This is a genomic window from Pseudodesulfovibrio senegalensis, from assembly GCF_008830225.1.
Classification (GTDB): domain Bacteria; phylum Desulfobacterota; class Desulfovibrionia; order Desulfovibrionales; family Desulfovibrionaceae; genus Pseudodesulfovibrio; species Pseudodesulfovibrio senegalensis.
The window spans coordinates 1-18,248 of sequence record NZ_WAIE01000005.1 but is presented as its reverse complement, the minus strand read 5'-3'; the positions used below and the strand labels follow the sequence as shown (position 1 = coordinate 18,248).

Below are 18,248 nucleotides of genomic sequence, written 5' to 3'. Positions count from 1 at the left end.
TGTGAAAATAGTTCATCGTCAGATATTCCGGGAGCATGCCAAGCTGTTCGGATTGAGTACCGCCAGTTTGCTGGGCCTGATCATCATGGGGCGCATGTTGCAGCTGCGGGAGTTGTTCCTTTCCCAGAACCTGGGATTGTTTGATCTGTTGCAGCTTTTTGTCTACCTGTGTCCTTTCTTCCTGCTCCTGATCATGCCTATCGCCTGCATGCTCAGCGTGTTTCTGACGTTTTTGCGAATGAGTTCGGACAATGAGCACATCGCACTCAAGGCCAACGGCGTGAGCCTGTATCAGTTGTTGCCAGCGCCGCTCGTTTTCGGGTGCTTGTGTACACTGTGCTGCTATTTCATATCGTTTTACGGCTTGTCGTGGGGTATGGACAATTTCAAGCGTACCATCATTGAATATGCCCGCACGCGGTCCAAGATTGCCATTCAGGCCGGGGTGTTCAACAGGGATTTTCCCAAACTGACATTCTATGCGCACAAGGTGGACAGCGAGGCCGGTGAGTTGGAATTCGTGTTTGTGCAGGATTCCACGCTCAAGGATACCACGGTCACGGTTGTTGCTCCATATGGCCGAATCGAGGCCGACGCGGAAAAAGGGGAGATGAGCATTGCCTTTCGCAATGGCAGGATTTTCCGCAAGCATGGCGACGAGCTCAATATTCTCCAATTCGGCACCTACAAGGTCCGGCTGCCTTTGGGCAGGCTGTTGGGCGGCTTCAAATTCGACAAGGACAAGCCAAGCGAAATGTCCATTGGCAGACTGTGGCGGATGCACAGAGATCCACCACAGAAAGTGCTGCATGACGAGGGGTTGCGCCGCAAGGTTGAAACCGAGTTGGTCAAGCGGTGGGCACTGCCGTTCGGCTGTATTGTGCTTGGACTGTTTGCCTTTCCGGTTGCCTGTGCGTTTCGCGGGCTTCGTCAGCAATACGGTCTGTTGCTCTCCATGGGATTGTTTTTGGTTTACTACACCTGTTTCTCCGTGGCCGTGAGCCTTGGTGAGACAGGGGCGTTTTCACCGTATGTCGGATTGTGGATTCCCAATGTCGTATTTCTCGGCGTCGGAGCGGTGGGCGTATATTATGCCAATCAGGAGAAGACTCTGCCCGTGATGACTTTGCTGGCCTACTGGCGGTCATGGAGGGCAGAGTCGTGATGCGTCTTCTCCGTTTCGGCACGCTGGAGCAGTATCTTGTCCGCCAGAATCTGTTTTATATTCTGGTTTGTCTTGCCGTGGGGGCCTGCATTTACCTTTTGTCCGACCTGTTCGACCGACTTGATGACTTCATGGAAGCAGGACTTGGCGTCCAGACCATGCTGTACTATTTCGGAGTCAAGATTCCGGTCATTTTTTCCCAGATTTTTCCGGCCGTGTTTCTGCTTTCCGTGGTCATCCAATTGGGCGTTATGAGCCGCAACCGTGAAGTTGTTGCACTACGGGCGGGCGGTGTCTCCATGAATTGGTTTGTCCGTTTTTTTGTTGTGTACGGCTTTTTGCTGAGTTGTTTCTTGTTTGTTTTTTCCCAGTATGTCGGGGTGTATGGAGAACAGGAAGCCAGCAGAATATGGAAAGAGGACGTTCACAAGAAAGAGATGGATGAAGTTGTCCTGACCAACCTCTGGTTTCGGGACGGACCGTACATCGTGCATGCCGGGACCGCCTTGCCCGCCTTGAGCAGGGCCATGGACGTGACCGTCTATGAATTTGATCTTGATTCCGAGCGGCTCATTCGCATCATCTCCGCGCAAAAGGCTCTGATTGATGAACATGGGTGGGGATTGACCGAAGCACAGGAACTGGATTCCAGATCATTTGTTTCGACCATGCGCAGCACCCAGTTTCTGCCTGTGCGTCAGGGGTTGGACGCATTTCGGGAGGCAGAAAGCAAAAGCAAGCATGGCAGGATGCCCATTTGGGAGCTTTCCGATCTCATCGAAAAGCTCGAGATATCCGGTTCCAACGTGGAAGCCCTGCGTACGGTCTGGCACTCCAAATGGTCATATGCATTTGCCGTGTTGACCATGTCGTTGGTGGCATTGGCCGTGTTCACTTTCCAAGACAATGTCTATGCCGGAATCGGTTTGTCCTTGGTTCTGGTTTTCAGCTATTACGCCCTGTATGTTGTGGGAGTTTCTGCCGGCCAGAAAGGGTTGTTGCCGCCGGTTGCGGCCGCATGGCTGGCCAATGTCGTGTTTTGTGCCGGCGCCGGTGGTCGTCTGTTGTGGGTTGGAAGTCCCACTTTCGAGCGCATGGTGCGGGATTGGTTGGGCATGTTGCCCATTCGGGGACGCGGGGTTTAACCGTTGGCAGATTGGGCCAGAATTTCCCAGAGCTTATCCCTGTTCATTCCGGTTTTGCTTGAAACGACCAGAGGCATATAATCGTACTGGAGCAGATCGCGCCATTGGCGTTGGATGGCGGCCCGCTCCCGCTGCTTGATCTTATCCCCCTTTGTCAGCACCGGGATGACCGGTATGCCCATGTGTTTGAGGTAGGATGTCATCTCAATATCCAGTTTCTGGGGGGACAGGCGCGAGTCCAACAGCACGGCCACAGCCTTGAGCCAGGGATTATTCGTCATGTAGCGTTCAATGAGTTGCCCCCATTTGGCGCGTTCTGCCTTGGAGCACTTTGCATATCCATACCCGGGCAGGTCAACGAGATAAAATTCGTCGGGGTGTACCAGAAAATAGTTGAGGCTGCGTGTTTTTCCCGGGGTAGAGCTTATTTTTGCCAGCTTTTTTCTGCCGCCCAGGCAATTCACCAATGAAGATTTGCCCACGTTGGATCGTCCGGCAAGAGCGACCTGAGAGAGTTCCATGGGCTCAAGCTGGCTGATTTCATAGATTGTTTTGACTATTTCAAGAGTTCGGTTCATAACTGGCTCATTGTTTCCGGGTTGCGGGAAAGGGGAATGTTCTCTTTTTCCGTTGAGGAGTCAAGCCGCATGCATGCAGGAGTTTTTCATGGGCGCGTATACCATACTTGTAGCAAATGGTCCCAATTTGGGCCACTTGGGCGTTCGTCAGCCTGAAATTTACGGTAGCCGGGGCATGGACGACCTGCCGGGCATGGTTGCCTCACTCATGGGAGATCGCGCCGACGGTGTGGCTTTGGAGTTTTTCCAGTCCAATTCGGAAGGCGCTCTGATCGACCGTTTTGAACTGGCCCGGGAGCAGGGCGTGAACGGCATCGCCTTCAATGCCGGTGCGTACACGCATACCAGCTTGGCTTTGGCCGATTGCCTTGCGTGGATAGACGTTCCCTGCGTGGAGGTTCACCTGAGCAATATATGGGCGCGGACCGGCGAGCCGCTCAGGCAGCAGAGCCTCATGGGCAGGCGTTGTGTCGGGGTCATTGCCGGTTTTGGAATTCTGAGTTATGCCTTGGCTGTTCAAGCGCTCGTTGAGCATCTTGAAGCCGAGTGTTGATTGGTAGATTACATTATTTTTCAGATTTGGAGAGAAAATGGTTTCCACGGCTGAATTTAAGAATGGAATGAAAATAGAGATCGACGGCAAGCCCTTTGAGATCATCAAGTCCGAGCACTACAAGCCGGGCAAGGGCGGGGCCATTGTTCGCACCAAGCTCAAGCAGTTGATCACGGGACAGGTCTTGGACAAGACGTTTCGTTCCGGTGAAAAGGTGAAACGGGCCGACGTGTCCATGCAGGACATGCAGTACCTGTACAAGGATGGCTCGGATTTCGTGTTCATGAATCTTGAGAGCTATGACCAGATGTTCGTGCCCGCCGCAAATGTCGGAGAAAAGGGCGGCTACATCAAGGAAGGCGATACCGTGAAGGTCTTGCTGTACAATGGAGAGCTTATCGGCGTGGATCTGCCTGCTTCGGTGGTACTTGAAGTGACCGAAACCGAACCCGGAGTGCAAGGTGATCGCGTGAGCGGCGCAACCAAGCCGGCCACCATGGAAACCGGGTTGAATGCTCTGGTTCCCCTGTTTATCAATCAGGGTGACAAGGTCAAGATTGACACCCGTTCCGGAGACTATCTCGGGCGGGAATAGGCATGATTCCGGCCGGAGTTTCATGTCGTAGAATGAATGAATTGAGGCCGTGAGCGGGTGCTCAGGGCCTTTTTTTACAATCGCAAGGTGGAGAATGGCTCGAAAGGCAACAAAGGAAACAGCTCAGCCCGTGAAACGACACCGCAAGGAGTTGACCGGACTGGCTCTGCTGTTTCTTTCGGTATTTCTTTTTTTGAGCGTTTATTCGTTTGATCCCGGTGATCCCTCATTCAATCAGGCCGTGAGCGGGCACGATGTCCATAACCTTATGGGGGTGGCCGGTTCGCATCTGGCCGGACTCGTGGTACAAGCCTTTGGTGTCGGCGCTGTCGTATGTCCGATTCTTTTTTTGTACTGGGGGTTATCACTTTTTATTCCGCGCCTGCGTATGACCGCCAAGCGCTGGATCGGAGTAGCTGGGCTTTTTCTCAGCCTGCTGGCTTGGGCCTGTCATCCCTGGATTGCCGATGTCCCTCCCAATGCCTACGGATTTGTGGGAGGTGGATTTTTGGGGCGGGAAATCATTTGTCGCCTTACATTGCCGTATCTGCGTCCTGCCGGCGCTTTTTTGTTGTGGCTTTTCGTGACCGTTGCTTGTCTGCAACTTTTTATCGGATTCAGCTGGAGCGGTTTTTTCCTGTTTGTCCAACGTTGCTTGGCCGCAGTGGCCGCTACTATTGTTGGGACTTGGCAGGGATTCATGGCCCGGCGTGAACTCCACAAGGAAAAGCGGGGCATGCGCGAGATGTCGGATGATGATCCGGACGCAGGTCTTGATGCAGATGACTTTCCCCTCACTCTCGGGGAGACTTCCGAATCTGCTGCGCAGAGCGGACAACAACCCGTGGTTGCGGCGGCGCGAGAAAACAGGAAAAAACGCAAGAGCACCAATGCCTCCAAGCCTGCACCTCGCAGGCCCGTCGTGTCCTCTTCTGGTGAGTATCCGGACCTTGCTCTTTTGAGCGAACCGCCTCAACAAGCAGACACCGGACCGAACAAGTCCTTATTGGAACAGAGGGCACAGCGACTTACTGAATGTTTTGCCGATTTCAATATTCAGGGCGAAATTCAACAGGTAATCCCCGGCCCTGTGGTGACCATGTTCGAATACAAGCCTGCCCCGGGAATCAAGGTCAGCAAGATCGAAAATCTGACCGACGACATTGCCATGGCCCTCAAGGCCACCTCCGTGCGTATCGAGGCCCCGATTCCGGGCAAGGACAGCGTGGGGATCGAGATTCCCAACGAGGAACGTCAAGTCGTGTATTTGCATGACGTGTTTCGCTCCAATGCTTTTTCCAAAAGCGCATCGCCTCTTACCTTGGCCATTGGCATGGATATAGAGGGGACCCCGCAGGTTGCTGATCTCGCCAAGATGCCGCATTTGCTGGTTGCGGGCGCGACCGGCGCGGGCAAAAGCGTATGCCTGAACAGTTTTTTGTTGAGCATTCTCTACAAGGCCTCGCCTGACGAGGTGAAGCTGCTTTTGGTGGACCCCAAGCGAATCGAGCTTGCACCGTATGCTTCGCTGCCGCATTTGGTGCACCCTGTGGTGACGGACATGTCTTTGGCCAAGAGTGCTCTTGAGTGGGCGGTTTTTGAAATGGATTGCCGCTATGAAAGCATGGCCAAGCTCGGGGTGCGCAACATCGAGGCATACAACAAGAAGTTGGCGTCGCTGGGTGATGATCGTCCCGAAGGGTTGGAAGCCTTGAAGAACATGCCGTATTTGGTGATCATCATTGATGAGTTGGCCGACCTGATGATGACTGCGGCCAAGGAAGTGGAGATGCACATCGTACGTCTGGCCCAGCTGGCTCGAGCTGCAGGCATTCATCTCATCCTCGCTACCCAGCGACCGAGCGTCGATGTGGTTACCGGGCTGATCAAAGCCAACTTTCCCACGCGCATTTCGTTTTTCGTGACCTCCAAGTTCGACTCCCGCACTATTCTGGATGCCGTTGGTGCCGAACGCCTGCTGGGACGTGGTGATATGCTTTTCAAGCCGAGCGGCGGCAAACTCAAGCGAATGCATGGTGCGTTTGTCGATGAATCCGAAATTGCCGGAGTGGTAAATTTTTGGAATGAACGCACTCCTCAGGAATTCGAACTTGATTTCAGCGATTGGCGCAAGGATGACGGCGGCGGTGTTGCCGGTGTGGGAGGAGCCTCCTCGGACGACCCTGTGTACAACGAGGCGGTACAGTTTGTGCTTACACAGGGAAAGGCCTCCATTTCGTTGATTCAGCGCCGTTTTCGTATCGGTTTCAACCGTGCGGCCCGTTACATTGAGCAAATGGAGCAGGACGGTATGCTCGGTCCTCAGGAAGGTAGCAAGCCCAGAAAAGTCATCAAGCCGGAATAAATGGAGATAATATATGAAAGCCACGTTTTGTTCGTTTTTTTTCGTCACTTTGCTTTGCTTTTCCACCGTGTGCACAGCTGCGGAAGGCGCTCGTTCCGACCTTCCTGATCTCATTCAGAATAAATACAACGAGATGAAGACGTTCCAGGCCGATTTCGTGCAGGAATTGACCAACGTGGCCAGCGGTGCCGTGGATGTGCGCAAGGGAACGATTCGGTTTAGTCAGCCTTCGCTTGTGCGGTGGGAAACCGTTGAGCCGGAAAAGGAAATCCTTGTTTTGGGAAAGGATGTTGCGTGGGATTATTTTGCGGACGAGGATCTTGTCTTCAAGTACCGGGTGGGTGCTTTGCTTGATTCCAAGACCATTCTGCGGTTTCTTTCCGGCAAGGCGAACATCAAGGAAGATTTTTACATCAAGACCGAGTGGGACGGTGCGGACGCCGTGCGCAAAAAATGGGGCAAGGGATACGAAGTTTTGCAGCTTACCCCCAAGCATCCGGAGCCGGGCATGGTGCAGGCGTATATCGGCGTCGAGCCGGATTCCGGGCTTTTGCGGCAGGTCATGATCATTGATTTCTACGGCAACGGCAACGAGATCATGCTTTCCAACGTCCGTCAGGGAGTTGAGCTTGATGACGGGCTTTTCGAGTTCGTTCCGCCCGAGGGAGTGCAGGTCGAGGATAATACCGGCGCGTATTAGGGCACAAGTCCCACAGATTCTTTCAAGTCGTTCAGTTCCTTTTCATCCAGCGTGCGGCACTGGCCGGGCTTCAGTGTGCCCAGCGAAAGAGAGCCTTGCCGTATGCGCTTGAGCCGCAGGATTGTCATGTCCAAGTCCCGGAACATACGTCTAATCTGGCGGTTCACGCCCTGATTCAATGTCATTTCAATCTGTTGTGTTCCCGCTCGTGGCGGGGTGAGGCGAATTTTGACCGGGGCCAGGGTTTCCCCCTCGGCCAGCTTCATGCCTTGTTCCATGACGCTGACGGCCCGGGAAGAGACCGTGCCCCGCACCGTTACCAGATAGATTTTCGGTTGGTGCCATTTGGGGTGCGTCAGCCGGTGGCAAAGTTCGCCGTCCGTGGTCAGCAAGAGCAGCCCTTCGGAAAAGAAATCCAGCCGTCCCACCGGGAACAGGCGCGCCGTGCGGTATTCGCGCGGCAGCAAAGCCATAACGGTTTTCCTTCCTTGCGGGTCTTTGACCGTGGTCACAACCTGTGTGGGCTTGTTCATCATGATTGTGACCTGATTGCCGGAATTACGCGGCTGTTGGACCGGTTTTCCGTCCAGCAGCACGGTGTCTTGTGCGGGATCGACCTGTTCCCCCGGTGATTCTGCCGGGATGTCGTTGATTGCAACCCGGCCGTCAAAGACCATCGTGTCCGCACCCCGGCGGGAGGCCACGCCGCATTGGGCCAGGAATTTGTTGAGACGTATCGTTTTTTTATCGTTGTCCATCAGCTGCTCATATGCGTATTACTTTGTCTGCCAGTTCGAGGCTTGTGACCACGTCAAGCATGTTGGTTGTTTCGCCAACACGTTTTTGACTGAGAATGCCGAAGAATTCAAGACAAGTTCCGCATACGAGAATGGAAACGCCGTCACTTTCCATTTTTTGCAGCTGCTCAAGAGCCGGACTTCCTTCCACGGCAAGGTGCACGGCTCCGTTCACCAGTATGATGCGCCAGAGTTTTTCTCCCAGCTCCGGAAGGGTGGCAAGAAAATTCAGCATCAGCTTTTGGCCAAGTTCACTGTCTCCGGTTCCCATTTCGTCTGCGGTGATGAAAACGCATACCGGATACTCGCCCGTGCTGCTTGCGTTTTGTACCGGTGCGGCAGGGGATTGTGCGGGCTTGTTGGCCCCCTGTTTTTTTTGGGCGGTGACCACGAATTCATTGCCGTCAGGCGCGGACGTGACAGTGTAACCCGCAGACGTCAGGTAACGGCTGGTGTTTTCCCGAGCCGGATCGTTGTCAACATGAACGACGATTGTTTCCGGTGCGGATTCTTCCACGGTCCTTTTGCATTGCAGAACGGGCTGGGGGCAGGGGAGTCCTTGGCATTGGAGTGTGACTTCAGACATGTACATATCCTTTTATGTTGTGGTCCTGAATTGTTCGGGGTGTGTATAGAAAATTCATATCCGAACAGTGCGTGTTCGTCTATGGGTGTGAGGGTTGCCGAATGTTTCGTATGTCAGTAGAAGGAGCGAACAGGATCGGGACAATATCACATGAAAATTCCTATTGATATTCTCAAATTCAGTTCCTTGTTCACCCATGTGTTCAAGGCGTGGGTCGCATCCATCCGTTTTGAGGATCAGGGCGGGTACGCAACGATTAGGGAATTGATCGAAGCGGGAAAACCTGTTGTCCTGTGCCTCTGGCATGAGGAGCTTTTCGCCCTGACCGGCTATGGATACCGTGAAGGATGCAGGGCCGTGACCGTCGTAAGCCAGAGCAAGGACGGCGAACTTCTGTCTAACGTCTTGGAACGGCTTGGCTATGCCACTGCGCGCGGCTCAAGTTCGCGCGGCGGCGTGCGTGCCCTGTTGCAGGCCAAGCGCATCATGGAGCGGGAGGGGCGGGCCGCTGTTTTTACTGTGGACGGTCCCCGTGGCCCACGGCAACAGCCCAAGGATGGCCCTGTTTTTCTTGCTCATCGGGCCGAGGCATATATTATTCCTATACGTGCCATTCCGTCGAAGAAATTCATATTTGAAAAGGCATGGGATCGTTTTCAGGCTCCATGGCCTTTTTGCACATGTCGAGTTCATGTCGGTGAACCTTACATGGTCATGCATGATAAATTAACAGATGAAGTTTTGGCTATGGAGCGCGAGCGTCTGCGTGAGGCCTTGATGGGTTTGGGACCGGAGGTCAGTGAGTGACAGCGTGTCTGTTTTTGCAGGCATGGGCATAAAAAAGCATTTCGTGTGCCATGGAATGAATCCCATGGTAGAAAGCAAAAAATTGAATAAGTTTTTGCAAGTAGAATCTTTGCGTTACGCCTTCCTTGCGTAGTTTCTTGAGTACATTTTCCGTTTGTTCAAGGGCTATTTTTAATTGCACCGCATCCGGGCATTCGCCTTGTCCCACAGCCTGCATGGCTTCCATGGTAACGGCTGCCAGGGTTTTCAGTTCCTGCTCCATCAGGATTTCGTACCCTTTGCCTTCTACATTATTCAGGGTGTGCAACATGCTGCGCAAGTGTTCCGAACATTTTTCAAGAGTCTGCATTTTGCGGCTGAGAAGGGTCATGTCTTCGTGGTAGAGGAGCTGTTCGTGGCTGCGAACCTTGCGAAAAAGTTCCTTGTCACTTGCGATGGACGCGTTGAATGATTCCAACAGGTCATCTGGAACTCCTTTTTGCAGGGAAAGAAATGCTTCCAGAAGATCATGATAAAGGATGGCGCCTGTTTTGAAATGGTTTTCCAGCCGTTGTTTGAGCGCTGTTCCGGCACGCATGGGCCACAGCAGGATGCTGACCAGAAAAGCGCTGATGACGCCGACACCGATTTCGAGAACCCGCAATAGTCCGAAAAGGACCCTGTCCGGTTGTCCTATGCTGGCAAGTACGACAATGGTTACCGTGATGGCTGCCATGCGGTAGCGGATATTGAATCGTGTCATGTAGGCGCAGAAAGCCACGGAACAGAACAGGGCGGCCATGGTCATGGCCGGTGTTTCGGGAAAGGCGAGAATGCTGACTATGCCGATGACGGCGCCGACCGCAGTACCGGAAAAGCGATACCAGCACATGCGGATGGAGTCGGCAACATTAACCTGCATGACAATGACAGCCGAAAGTGCGGCCCAGTATCCGTAGTTCAGTGTCAAGAGATTGGCCAGTGCATAGGCCAACATGGCTGCCAGGCCGGTTTTTACGCCGTGGCGAATGTGGGCGGAATTTGTTTCCGGGTTGAGGAATGTCATGCGCTTCAATTTGTTGCGGGTTAAAAACACGTAGGGTTGCTACTCCTATTATTCACGAAAATAAAGAAAAAAGGAAAAGCGGAAAGAGAGGAGGAGGGATGGGGGCCGGTATGCACCGGCCCCGAGATTCATAACGAATTATTCGGTTCAGACTTTTTTGCGAGCAGTGCCTTCCTTGTAAAAAGGCAGTGCTGTCTTTTGGGCCGGGAGTTCGGTGCGTGCCGTTTTGATGATGAAAGCGTCGTTGTTTTCAGCCTCGGTCTTCACATAGGCCAGAGCCGCACAGTGGCCAAGGGTCGGGCAGAATGAACCGCTGGTGACGAATCCGATTTTCTTGCTGCCGTCCGCCGTATAGACTTCGTCATGATGGCGTGCGGTCCGCCTTCCCTCAATGGTGAGCGGAAGCAGCTTTTCCCTTGTGTGCTCCAAGCCGTCCTTGCCGATGTAGTCGGTCTCCTTTTTCAGGAAAAAGCCTGCGTTGGCTTCAACCGGGGTGTGGTCCGTGTCCAGGTCCTGTCCGTACAGCGGATAGCCCGCTTCAAGGCGAAGCGTGTCCCGTGCGCCCAGTCCCACCGGCTCCACACGGGGATCCTTGATAAGCGCTTCCCATGTTTCCACGGCTTTTTCCGCCGGGAGGTACAGTTCATAGCCCAGCTCGCCCGTATAGCCGGTCCTGCTGACGATGAGCTGGAAACCGTTCCATTCGGTCTCTTCGAAGTTAAAATATTTGAGGTGGTTGTTATCCCTTCCCATGACGTCGTTCAAAACGTCGAGGCTTTCGGGGCCTTGCACATCTATCTTTGCGATGCCGTCGCTGACGTCGTCAAAGGTCAGGTCTCCGGGAAGGTGTTTGGAAATCCAGTTGAAATCGTTTTCCCTGCATGCTCCGTTGACCACCAGCATGTAGCTGTCCTCGGCAAGGCAGTAGATGATCAGGTCGTCCAATATGCCTCCGGATTTGTTGAGCATGAATCCGTATCGGCATTTTCCTGGAGCAAGAGTTTCCAGGTCGTGGGTGACGATCTTGTTGAGCGCGTTGCGTGCGCCCTGTCCCGAGAGCCTGAATTCCCCCATGTGGCTGATGTCGAAAATCCCGGCCTTGGAGCGTGTGTGTTTGTGTTCGACCATAATGCCTTTGTACTGGACCGGCATGTCGAATCCTGCAAAAGGGGCCATCTTGGCTCCGTTGTCTCTATGCCATTGGGTGAGCGGGGTGCTGGAAAGATTTTCCACGCTTCCTCCTTGGGTGGTGCGGGGAGTTAATAATGGTGCAGGTTTTGTGAGGCCATGGTTGTTGTCCGCGATTTGCGGATGGACTTGAATTCGTCCAGCAGGGCCACAAGTCTGCCGTAGTATTTTTTGACGTTACGTCCGTATTCCGTGAGGTTCTCGTCTTTTTTGTCAATGTAGTTTTTGCGCAGATAGCTGTCCGAGACGACATCGTCTCCAATGACAAGGACTTTTGCGACTACCCTGTCAAAATAGTTTACGATCTCATACTTGAGTTCTCCAAGAATTTCGGTCATGAGCTCAAGCATTTTGAGGTAGGATATTTTTTCGCACTTGTACACCCTCTGCCTGAGCTCCTCAAGCGTGCGAACTTTTCTTGACTGCTGTATTTGGCTGTACTTGTTCCAGACTTCCTTGTGGAGATCTGCATGTTCGTTGAAGATGTCCCAGTTTTCTGGCGTCAAGAGATAGCCGTCAAGCACTTTGACCACTTGTGCATAAAATTCATCCGAATAATCGACAAGTCGATGGGTGTGCTTGGACAACCATGAATAGAGAAATTTGAGCCGTTTGTCGTGAGAATCCGTGTTGCGAATGATTTCACGGCGTTTGTAGGTAATTGTTCCGCGCAACTCGCCGCGAACAATGTCGTTGAGGCGGTAGATCATGTTTTGGGCATTCTGAATGATATTCAGGTGGTCAAGGACCCGTCCGGTAATGGGATGGATGATCTCCTGCCTGAGAACAGAAAGGGCACGGTCTTCGCGGACGTTTTTCGGGCTGTATTGGTGTTGTTGGTAGATAACGCGAAGGATGCATATGTTATTCTGGCGATCAATGAGGAAGCCCTGATCGTCAAGCAGCTCGATGGTTTCCGTCTGTTTGGGATTGACCGCTACCAGCGCTATCTTTTCAACTTGCGGAAATTGATGTGTTTTTTTTCGGTCGTCCCTTGTGTACAAGGTCGTGATGGTTCTGTCGCTTTGTCCGAGCACGCGAACCATGAATCTTTCACCCATGCGCTGAAGGCGCCGAGCGAACAGAGACGCGGACGTCCTACGCTCGGAAACAATGGGAAAACCATGCAGCTCCATCAAGAATTGATAAACAAAGAGGCGATTGCATTCATACATGAAGTTGTCGCCGGGTTTGAATTTTCCGATTTTCAGGCCGAATTGTTTGAGCTCGCTGTCCAGATTTGAAGGAAGTGAGGCGTAAATACCGGCAAGGCTGAAATGACCGGCGCTGTCGTGGGAAAGGATGTGCGCCCGTTCTAATTGCAGGAGGAATTTGAGGAGGTTGTCGTAGCTTTCGAGGCCGCAAATATCTCTTTCGCCGAATTCTTCGAGAAAATCCTGATGGCTGCGTTTGGGCAATCGACTTTGAAAAGTACGCAGGTTGGCCGCGAAAACGGATGACTCCAACAGGCAGGCCTCGGAGTCTATATCTGCGTGCTGCCAGTCGAACAACGTATGCAGGGCATCGAACTGAAAAATTTCACGGAATGCGTTCAGCGGGCGTTCGAAAGCGACCATGCTGAATCCGGGCAGTTTTTTGTATTCGTAGAGGTCGATTTCAAAGGACGGCAAGAGTTCCCTGGCTTCAACAACAGGGTAGTCTTCGTTTTCGAAATAGGGCTTGAGCAGACAATGCTTTATGTGCAGCCAATCAAGAAACTGCTTCAATTCCTTGATGGAATGAAGCTCAAGGGGCTGTTTTTCTCGCGCACTGGATTCATCGAAGTATCCTGGCGCATCGGTGAAGGCGTTTTCCCACATTGATCTGATCCCGGATGATCGGGTGATGAGCCGAAGGCTGTTTTTGAGGCTCAACCCCCTGTTAATTGTGTAATTATATATTGATAAAAGGCGATTGACAATTGTTTTCGCCGACCATGGGATGAAAAATGCACAATCGTTGCAAGCGGGCAGGTATGGTGTTGTTTTGATTTTGTATCTTTTATTTAATAATCGATTTGAATTATTGACAGATTCTTTGGGCGGGTCTATTATATCTTATCTTGTGGAACGGTATTTCTTTCGAGATTTTGCAGAGGTGAGCGAGGATGAAGAAAAAGGACCAGTGCCCGCGGGCCAAGATAAACGAACAGTTTTGCAACTGTACATACCCTTGTGACCGTCATGGTTTGTGTTGTGAGTGTCTGCACTACCATAGGCAGCGAAACGAGTTGCCCGCATGCTATTTTACGGCAGAGGAAGAAAAGATGTATAACCGCAGCATCGAATTTTTCATTCAACGTCGATCCGAAAAATAGTTTTCGTAAAAAGAGGGGGGCTTGAGCCCCCCTCTTTTTTTATGAGGAAGTTTATGGAATTTGAAGCATCGTTTCTTGACCAGGTGGTGCAGGCTGTTTGTGAAGCAGGGCGGATCATTGTGCAAAACAATGATAAGCCGAGGTCGATACGTTATAAGGGACGCAACGATCTCGTCACGGATACGGACATTGCCGTGGAGGAGGATCTGAAGGCTCGTCTTTCCCGGCTGTTGCCCGAATCTTCCTTTTTGGCCGAAGAGACTTCTGGCTCAGCCTTTCTTGGTGATTTGACTTGGGTTATCGATCCTGTGGACGGAACCACCAATTTTGCTCACGGGCTGCCCATGGTGGCAACCTCGGTGGGTCTCTGGAGCAAGGGGCAGATTGTGCTGGGGGTTGTGAACCTGCCGCTGCTTGGTGAAGTTTTCAGTGCTGCGTTGGGTAAAGGGGCGTGGATGAACGGAGAGTCCATTCGGGTTTCGGAAACCAGGGATTTGGATCAGGCCTTGATTGCCACGGGGTTCCCCTACGCCATAGAGGAAAATATCGATGAAGTGCTCGCGCAGCTCCGAGCTGTGCTTCCGGCCACGCGTGGCGTTCGTCGGCCTGGTGCCGCCGCACTGGACTTGGCCTATGTCGCCTGTGGGCGTTATGACGGTTTTTATGAACGGGGACTGAATTCTTGGGATACCAGTGCGGGAGTGTTGCTGGTGGGGGAGGCCGGAGGGAACGTTTCCCGTTATGACGGAAGCCCCTATGCTTTGGGGGATGCCGATATCATGGCCTCAAACGGTCATGTGCATGCTGGGCTGCAGGAGTTGGTTGCCAGAGGTGTGTCCTGATCTTCAGAGGATGTTTGTCAGTCCAGCTTCCCATAAGGTGACAAGCCCAGGGGTCAATAATTCTCGAAACTCCTTGATGAGACAGGTTAGTTCCTCGTTGGAATAGTAATAACCGTCCTGCACTTTTTTGGGGTTTGGCGTGGGGCATTGCGCAATGCGCGATGCCATGAATACTGAAACGAATTCATGTCCGGTATCAGGGCATGCTACGAGTTCCTTGATCAGTTGCAGGCGGTCCACCTTCAGGCGGAGCACTTCCCACAATTCACGCGTGGCTGCCTCAAGGGCTGACTCCCCGACATGGACATGGCCCCGTACGGAAACATCCCATCGACCCGGATAGATGTTTTTTTTATCACTTCTTTTTTGCAGAAAAAGTTTATTTTCCGAATTGTATACAAGTACTTGAATTGAACGGTGTGGCAAAAGCTGTCTGTGCGCCTCCTCCACGGAAACGGCAGCAATAGGCCTGTTGGCTCGGTCCATGACTTCGAGCAGGGGCGAAGCTTCCGTTTCTGGTTTTTCCGTTGGTTTGCCTTGTTTCATGATTTTGTCCCCCCAAAATCTTTGCCTCTACGGCAAAGTCCGTATACACTGAACAGCGTTGATTTTCCAGAACTAACCGATTGCACGATGAATACTGATCCCAAAATAGGCACTTTTGAGAATCTCGGGCCGGAGAGTGTTCGGGAGGTCATGGAGATTGAGCGGGCCTGCTTTGCCTACCATTGGACCGAGGAGCAATTTTTGCTTGGTCTTGAGCGCGGAGCCTATTTCATTGTAGGGTGGCGATGTCATGGTGTGCTTGTAGCTTATCTGGCTTTCTCCATGATTGCGGATGAAATGGAAATCTTGAACCTTGCGGTGTTGCCGGAATTCAGACGCAGAGGCATTGCCAGGCGTTTATTGGATGCTGTTCTGCATATCAGCCGTCGAAGAGGAATGAAAAAGGGCTTTCTTGACGTCAAGGAGAGCAACATTCCGGCAATTTCCCTGTACGAGGATTACGGTTTTGTGCAGGTAGGCAGGCGAAAGCGCTATTATCCGGATACCAAGGAAGACGCATTGCTATATGCTCTCGATTTTGATTGATATCTGGAGTGGTGAACATGCAAAAGGAGTTTCACGGTGAATATGAAATCTATTGATCAGCTTGATATTGCAGGAAAGAAGCTGCTTTTCCGGGTTGATTATAACGTACCTCTTGATGGCGATATCATTACTGATGACAACAGGATTCGCGCCAGCATTCCCACCTTGCGGTATGCGTTGGATAACGATGCGGCAGTCATTGTGTGTGCCCACCTGGGCAAGCCCAAGGGCAAGGTTTGTCCGGAATTGTCGTTGGCTCCGGTTGCCAGAAGGTTGGGCGAGTTGTTGGGGGTGTCCGTAGCTCTTGCTCCGGACTGCATAGGTCCGGAGGTGGTCAGCCTTGCCGCAGAATTGCAGGGCGGTCAGGTCCTGATGCTTGAAAATTTGCGTTTTCATGCTCAAGAACAGGGAAAAACCAAGGCTGACAGAGGGGATTTCGGAAAACAATTGGCTGAACTGGCTGATGTTTACGTGAATGACGCCTTCGGGGTGGCTCACCGCGCCAATGCATCGGTTGTGGATATCCCGGAATACGCCCCTGATTGCTGTGCCGGCTTTTTGCTGAAGAAGGAATGGGAGTATTTGGGCGAAGCGCTCAAGAATCCCGGTCGCCCTTATGTGGCCGTTTCCGGTGGAGCCAAGGTGTCCAGCAAGCTTGGAGTTTTGAACAATTTGTTGGGCAAGGTTGATCACATCATTATCGGTGGAGCCATGGCCAATACATTCGTGGCAGCCCAAGGGCATGGGGTCGGCAATTCTTTGTATGAAAAAGACCTGATGGAAGAGGCTGTAGCCATTATGGAAAAAGCGGAAAGCATTGGGTCCAAGCTGCATCTCCCTGTGGATTTCGTCTATGCCGACAGCATTGAGTCCGACAGTGCTTCCGGTATGTGTACGGCATCGGCCATACCAGACGATGCCGTGTTGCTGGACATAGGCCCTGAAAGCATCAAGGCTTTTTGCAAAGTGATTGATTCCGCCAAGACCGTTATGTGGAACGGTCCTATGGGCTTTTTCGAGAAAGAGGCCTTTGCCGAAGGTTCGCTGGCATTGTGTCGGGCCATGGCCGCCAAGGATGATGCCTTGACCATTGTGGGAGGGGGTGACACGGACGCAGTAGTGCATCGGGCGTCTCTTGAAGATCGGTTCAGTTTCATTTCCACGGGAGGCGGTTCTTTTCTCGAGTTTATCGAAGGCAAGGAGCTTCCGGCCTTCACTGCCTTAAAGGAGTGCTTGAAAAAATGAAGAAATTAATGGCAGCCAACTGGAAAATGTACAAAACAAGGGCTGAAGCCGAACAGACGGCCAAAGAGCTTGTTCGTCTTGTCGGTTCACTTCCTGAAGATCGTGAAGTTCTTGTTTTTCCTCCGTTTACATCGATCGATGTCGTGACCTCGGTTTTTGAGGGGCATGCCGGATTTTTTGTGGGCGGACAGGATTTCTATACCGAGCAGGAGGGGGCATTTACCGGAGAAATAGCACCGTCCATGCTTGTTGATTGCGGTGCACGGTACGGCTTGGCAGGGCATTCCGAGCGTCGCCACGTGTTGGGGGAAACTGATGTATTTGTTGGAGATAAGACCGCATTTGGCCTTGCTTCTGGCCTCAAGGTGGTTTTGTGCGTCGGAGAACTGCTCGAAGAGCGTAAGGCTGACAAGGTCCAAGAAGTGTTGTCCCGTCAGATTCGGGCTGGCCTCAAGGGCGTGCCTCATGACGTTGATCCCGCCTCTTTGGCTGTGGCTTACGAACCTGTCTGGGCCATTGGCACAGGAGAAGTGGCTGGTTCTGATGAGATCAAGGATGCCCATGCAATATGCCGAAATGAACTGATTGAGCTGTTTGGTGATAAGGGTAATGATATCAGGATATTGTATGGAGGAAGTGTGAAGCCTGACAATTGCTCCGGGATTATTTCCCTTGACAATGTCGACGGTGTGTTGGTAGGAGGCGCGAGCTTACAGGGCGAAAGTTTCAGCAAGATCGTTCTGGCTTGAGCCGAACATTATAAATTCAGGAAGTATATAGGGATTTTTTGTGGAAACTCTTATTATTACAATACATGTACTGGCGTGCGTTTTTCTTGTCGCGGTAATTCTGCTCCAATCCGGCCATGAAGGTATGGGAGTGATCTTCGGCGGCGGTAGCAGCACCATGTTCGGTAGCACCGGAGCCGGTGGTTTGCTTGTGAAGGTTACCGCTGGTTTGGCTGTAGTTTTTCTCATTACTTCGTTGACTTATAACGTACTTACAGGCAATAAGGTTTCCGGCGGCGAATCGCTCATGCTTTCCAAGCCTGAGACTGCAGCTCCTGCTCCCGAGGCGGCCAAGAAGCCGGGTGTCACGTTTACAGACACCGAGCAGGAAAAGAAGTCCGAATAAATCGTTCTCAGATATCTCGCCGAGGTGGTGGAATTGGTAGACACGCTGTCTTGAGGGGGCAGTGGGAGAAATCCCGTGGGGGTTCGAGTCCCCC

The 18,248-nt window shown here is 52.3% G+C and carries 20 protein-coding genes; 13 read left to right on the top strand and 7 right to left on the bottom strand.

Going from position 1 to position 18,248, the window contains the following annotated elements:
* Position 1 precedes the first annotated feature (1 nt).
* A complete protein-coding gene (gene lptF / locus F8A88_RS11580) occupies positions 2-1,165 on the top strand; it encodes an LPS export ABC transporter permease LptF (protein WP_151151327.1) in 1,164 nt (387 codons plus the stop codon).
* Positions 1,165-2,310, top strand: coding sequence for an LptF/LptG family permease (locus F8A88_RS11575; RefSeq protein WP_151151497.1), 1,146 nt, complete (start codon positions 1,165-1,167; stop codon positions 2,308-2,310). Before lptF ends, F8A88_RS11575 begins: the two co-directional genes overlap by 1 nt.
* Here F8A88_RS11575 and yihA read toward each other — a convergent pair.
* Complete coding sequence (gene yihA / locus F8A88_RS11570) at positions 2,307-2,888, bottom strand: ribosome biogenesis GTP-binding protein YihA/YsxC (protein ID WP_151151326.1); 582 nt, start codon at positions 2,886-2,888, stop codon at positions 2,307-2,309. The two genes, F8A88_RS11575 and yihA, sit on opposite strands and share 4 nt — an antisense overlap.
* Positions 2,889-2,976: 88 nt before the next feature.
* Between yihA and F8A88_RS11565 the strand changes: the two genes are divergently transcribed.
* From F8A88_RS11565 to lolA, 4 genes are all read left to right on the top strand, one after another.
* Positions 2,977-3,441: a type II 3-dehydroquinate dehydratase gene (locus tag F8A88_RS11565; RefSeq protein WP_151151325.1), complete on the top strand. Its 465-nt coding sequence runs from the start codon at positions 2,977-2,979 to the stop codon at positions 3,439-3,441.
* A 37-nt stretch (positions 3,442-3,478) separates the two neighbouring features.
* Complete coding sequence (gene efp / locus F8A88_RS11560) at positions 3,479-4,036, top strand: elongation factor P (protein ID WP_151151324.1); 558 nt, start codon at positions 3,479-3,481, stop codon at positions 4,034-4,036.
* A 94-nt stretch (positions 4,037-4,130) separates the two neighbouring features.
* Positions 4,131-6,401 carry a DNA translocase FtsK gene (locus F8A88_RS11555; RefSeq protein WP_151151323.1) on the top strand — a complete coding sequence of 757 codons (2,271 nt, stop codon included), beginning with the start codon at positions 4,131-4,133 and terminating at the stop codon, positions 6,399-6,401.
* Between the two features lie 13 nt (positions 6,402-6,414).
* Positions 6,415-7,101 carry an outer membrane lipoprotein periplasmic chaperone LolA gene (gene lolA / locus F8A88_RS11550; protein WP_151151322.1) on the top strand — a complete coding sequence of 229 codons (687 nt, stop codon included), beginning with the start codon at positions 6,415-6,417 and terminating at the stop codon, positions 7,099-7,101.
* Here the strand turns inward: lolA and F8A88_RS11545 are convergent.
* Both F8A88_RS11545 and yedF read right to left on the bottom strand, forming a co-directional pair.
* The gene (locus F8A88_RS11545) at positions 7,098-7,859 is read right to left on the bottom strand and encodes a pseudouridine synthase (protein ID WP_151151321.1); all 762 of its coding nucleotides are present in this window, start codon (positions 7,857-7,859) and stop codon (positions 7,098-7,100) included. The genes lolA and F8A88_RS11545 overlap by 4 nt on opposite strands.
* A 7-nt stretch (positions 7,860-7,866) precedes the next feature.
* Positions 7,867-8,484, bottom strand: coding sequence for a sulfurtransferase-like selenium metabolism protein YedF (yedF, locus tag F8A88_RS11540; RefSeq protein ID WP_151151320.1), 618 nt, complete (start codon positions 8,482-8,484; stop codon positions 7,867-7,869).
* Positions 8,485-8,634: 150 nt separating this feature from the next.
* On the opposite strand from yedF, the gene F8A88_RS11535 reads away from it, so the two are divergent.
* Complete coding sequence (locus F8A88_RS11535; RefSeq protein WP_151151319.1) at positions 8,635-9,291, top strand: lysophospholipid acyltransferase family protein; 657 nt, start codon at positions 8,635-8,637, stop codon at positions 9,289-9,291.
* Here the strand turns inward: F8A88_RS11535 and F8A88_RS11530 are convergent.
* The 3 genes from F8A88_RS11530 to F8A88_RS11520 all read right to left on the bottom strand — a co-directional run bounded on the left by F8A88_RS11530 (position 9,281) and on the right by F8A88_RS11520 (position 13,344).
* A complete protein-coding gene (locus F8A88_RS11530; RefSeq protein WP_241667437.1) occupies positions 9,281-10,366 on the bottom strand; it encodes an FUSC family protein in 1,086 nt (361 codons plus the stop codon). The two genes, F8A88_RS11535 and F8A88_RS11530, sit on opposite strands and share 11 nt — an antisense overlap.
* A gap of 117 nt (positions 10,367-10,483) precedes the next feature.
* Positions 10,484-11,569: a glycine cleavage system aminomethyltransferase GcvT gene (gene gcvT / locus F8A88_RS11525; protein WP_151151318.1), complete on the bottom strand. Its 1,086-nt coding sequence runs from the start codon at positions 11,567-11,569 to the stop codon at positions 10,484-10,486.
* 26 nt (positions 11,570-11,595) lie between these two features.
* Entirely contained in the window at positions 11,596-13,344 is a 1,749-nt protein-coding gene (locus F8A88_RS11520; RefSeq protein WP_151151317.1) for a hypothetical protein, read from the bottom strand.
* A gap of 287 nt (positions 13,345-13,631) precedes the next feature.
* Here F8A88_RS11520 and F8A88_RS16010 point away from each other — a divergent pair, with 287 nt between their 5' ends.
* Both F8A88_RS16010 and F8A88_RS11510 read left to right on the top strand, forming a co-directional pair.
* Positions 13,632-13,841: a DUF6485 family protein gene (locus tag F8A88_RS16010; protein ID WP_151151316.1), complete on the top strand. Its 210-nt coding sequence runs from the start codon at positions 13,632-13,634 to the stop codon at positions 13,839-13,841.
* 53 nt (positions 13,842-13,894) lie between these two features.
* The gene (locus F8A88_RS11510; protein WP_151151315.1) at positions 13,895-14,683 is read left to right on the top strand and encodes an inositol monophosphatase family protein; all 789 of its coding nucleotides are present in this window, start codon (positions 13,895-13,897) and stop codon (positions 14,681-14,683) included.
* A 3-nt stretch (positions 14,684-14,686) separates the two neighbouring features.
* On the opposite strand, the gene F8A88_RS11505 is transcribed toward F8A88_RS11510, so the two are convergent.
* Complete coding sequence (locus tag F8A88_RS11505) at positions 14,687-15,229, bottom strand: NUDIX hydrolase (protein ID WP_151151314.1); 543 nt, start codon at positions 15,227-15,229, stop codon at positions 14,687-14,689.
* A gap of 150 nt (positions 15,230-15,379) precedes the next feature.
* On the opposite strand from F8A88_RS11505, the gene rimI reads away from it, so the two are divergent.
* The 4 genes from rimI to secG are packed head-to-tail and all read left to right on the top strand — an operon-like array spanning position 15,380 to position 18,154.
* The gene (gene rimI / locus F8A88_RS11500) at positions 15,380-15,775 is read left to right on the top strand and encodes a ribosomal protein S18-alanine N-acetyltransferase (RefSeq protein WP_241667436.1); all 396 of its coding nucleotides are present in this window, start codon (positions 15,380-15,382) and stop codon (positions 15,773-15,775) included.
* A gap of 42 nt (positions 15,776-15,817) precedes the next feature.
* Positions 15,818-17,020, top strand: a complete 1,203-nt coding sequence (locus tag F8A88_RS11495) for a phosphoglycerate kinase (protein WP_151151313.1) — start codon at positions 15,818-15,820, stop codon at positions 17,018-17,020.
* Positions 17,017-17,769 carry a triose-phosphate isomerase gene (gene tpiA / locus F8A88_RS11490; RefSeq protein WP_151151312.1) on the top strand — a complete coding sequence of 251 codons (753 nt, stop codon included), beginning with the start codon at positions 17,017-17,019 and terminating at the stop codon, positions 17,767-17,769. Before F8A88_RS11495 ends, tpiA begins: the two co-directional genes overlap by 4 nt.
* 40 nt (positions 17,770-17,809) lie before the next feature.
* Entirely contained in the window at positions 17,810-18,154 is a 345-nt protein-coding gene (gene secG / locus F8A88_RS11485) for a preprotein translocase subunit SecG (protein WP_151151311.1), read from the top strand.
* Positions 18,155-18,248: the final 94 nt, after the last annotated feature.

Excerpts from the sequence above, each read along its gene's own strand:
- tpiA (WP_151151312.1), top strand. The coding sequence starts at position 17,017 with ATGAAGAAATTAATGGCAGCCAACTGGAAAATGTACAAAACAAGGGCT.
- F8A88_RS11520 (WP_151151317.1), bottom strand. The coding sequence starts at position 13,344 with ATGTGGGAAAACGCCTTCACCGATGCGCCAGGATACTTCGATGAATCC.
- F8A88_RS11510 (WP_151151315.1), top strand. The coding sequence starts at position 13,895 with ATGGAATTTGAAGCATCGTTTCTTGACCAGGTGGTGCAGGCTGTTTGT.
- F8A88_RS11555 (WP_151151323.1), top strand. The coding sequence starts at position 4,131 with ATGGCTCGAAAGGCAACAAAGGAAACAGCTCAGCCCGTGAAACGACAC.
- F8A88_RS16010 (WP_151151316.1), top strand. The coding sequence starts at position 13,632 with ATGAAGAAAAAGGACCAGTGCCCGCGGGCCAAGATAAACGAACAGTTT.
- F8A88_RS11545 (WP_151151321.1), bottom strand. The coding sequence starts at position 7,859 with ATGGACAACGATAAAAAAACGATACGTCTCAACAAATTCCTGGCCCAA.
- F8A88_RS11505 (WP_151151314.1), bottom strand. The coding sequence starts at position 15,229 with ATGAAACAAGGCAAACCAACGGAAAAACCAGAAACGGAAGCTTCGCCC.
- F8A88_RS11565 (WP_151151325.1), top strand. The coding sequence starts at position 2,977 with ATGGGCGCGTATACCATACTTGTAGCAAATGGTCCCAATTTGGGCCAC.
- F8A88_RS11535 (WP_151151319.1), top strand. The coding sequence starts at position 8,635 with ATGAAAATTCCTATTGATATTCTCAAATTCAGTTCCTTGTTCACCCAT.
- yihA (WP_151151326.1), bottom strand. The coding sequence starts at position 2,888 with ATGAACCGAACTCTTGAAATAGTCAAAACAATCTATGAAATCAGCCAG.
- F8A88_RS11575 (WP_151151497.1), top strand. The coding sequence starts at position 1,165 with ATGCGTCTTCTCCGTTTCGGCACGCTGGAGCAGTATCTTGTCCGCCAG.
- F8A88_RS11495 (WP_151151313.1), top strand. The coding sequence starts at position 15,818 with ATGAAATCTATTGATCAGCTTGATATTGCAGGAAAGAAGCTGCTTTTC.
- yedF (WP_151151320.1), bottom strand. The coding sequence starts at position 8,484 with ATGTCTGAAGTCACACTCCAATGCCAAGGACTCCCCTGCCCCCAGCCC.
- lolA (WP_151151322.1), top strand. The coding sequence starts at position 6,415 with ATGAAAGCCACGTTTTGTTCGTTTTTTTTCGTCACTTTGCTTTGCTTT.
- efp (WP_151151324.1), top strand. The coding sequence starts at position 3,479 with ATGGTTTCCACGGCTGAATTTAAGAATGGAATGAAAATAGAGATCGAC.
- rimI (WP_241667436.1), top strand. The coding sequence starts at position 15,380 with ATGGAGATTGAGCGGGCCTGCTTTGCCTACCATTGGACCGAGGAGCAA.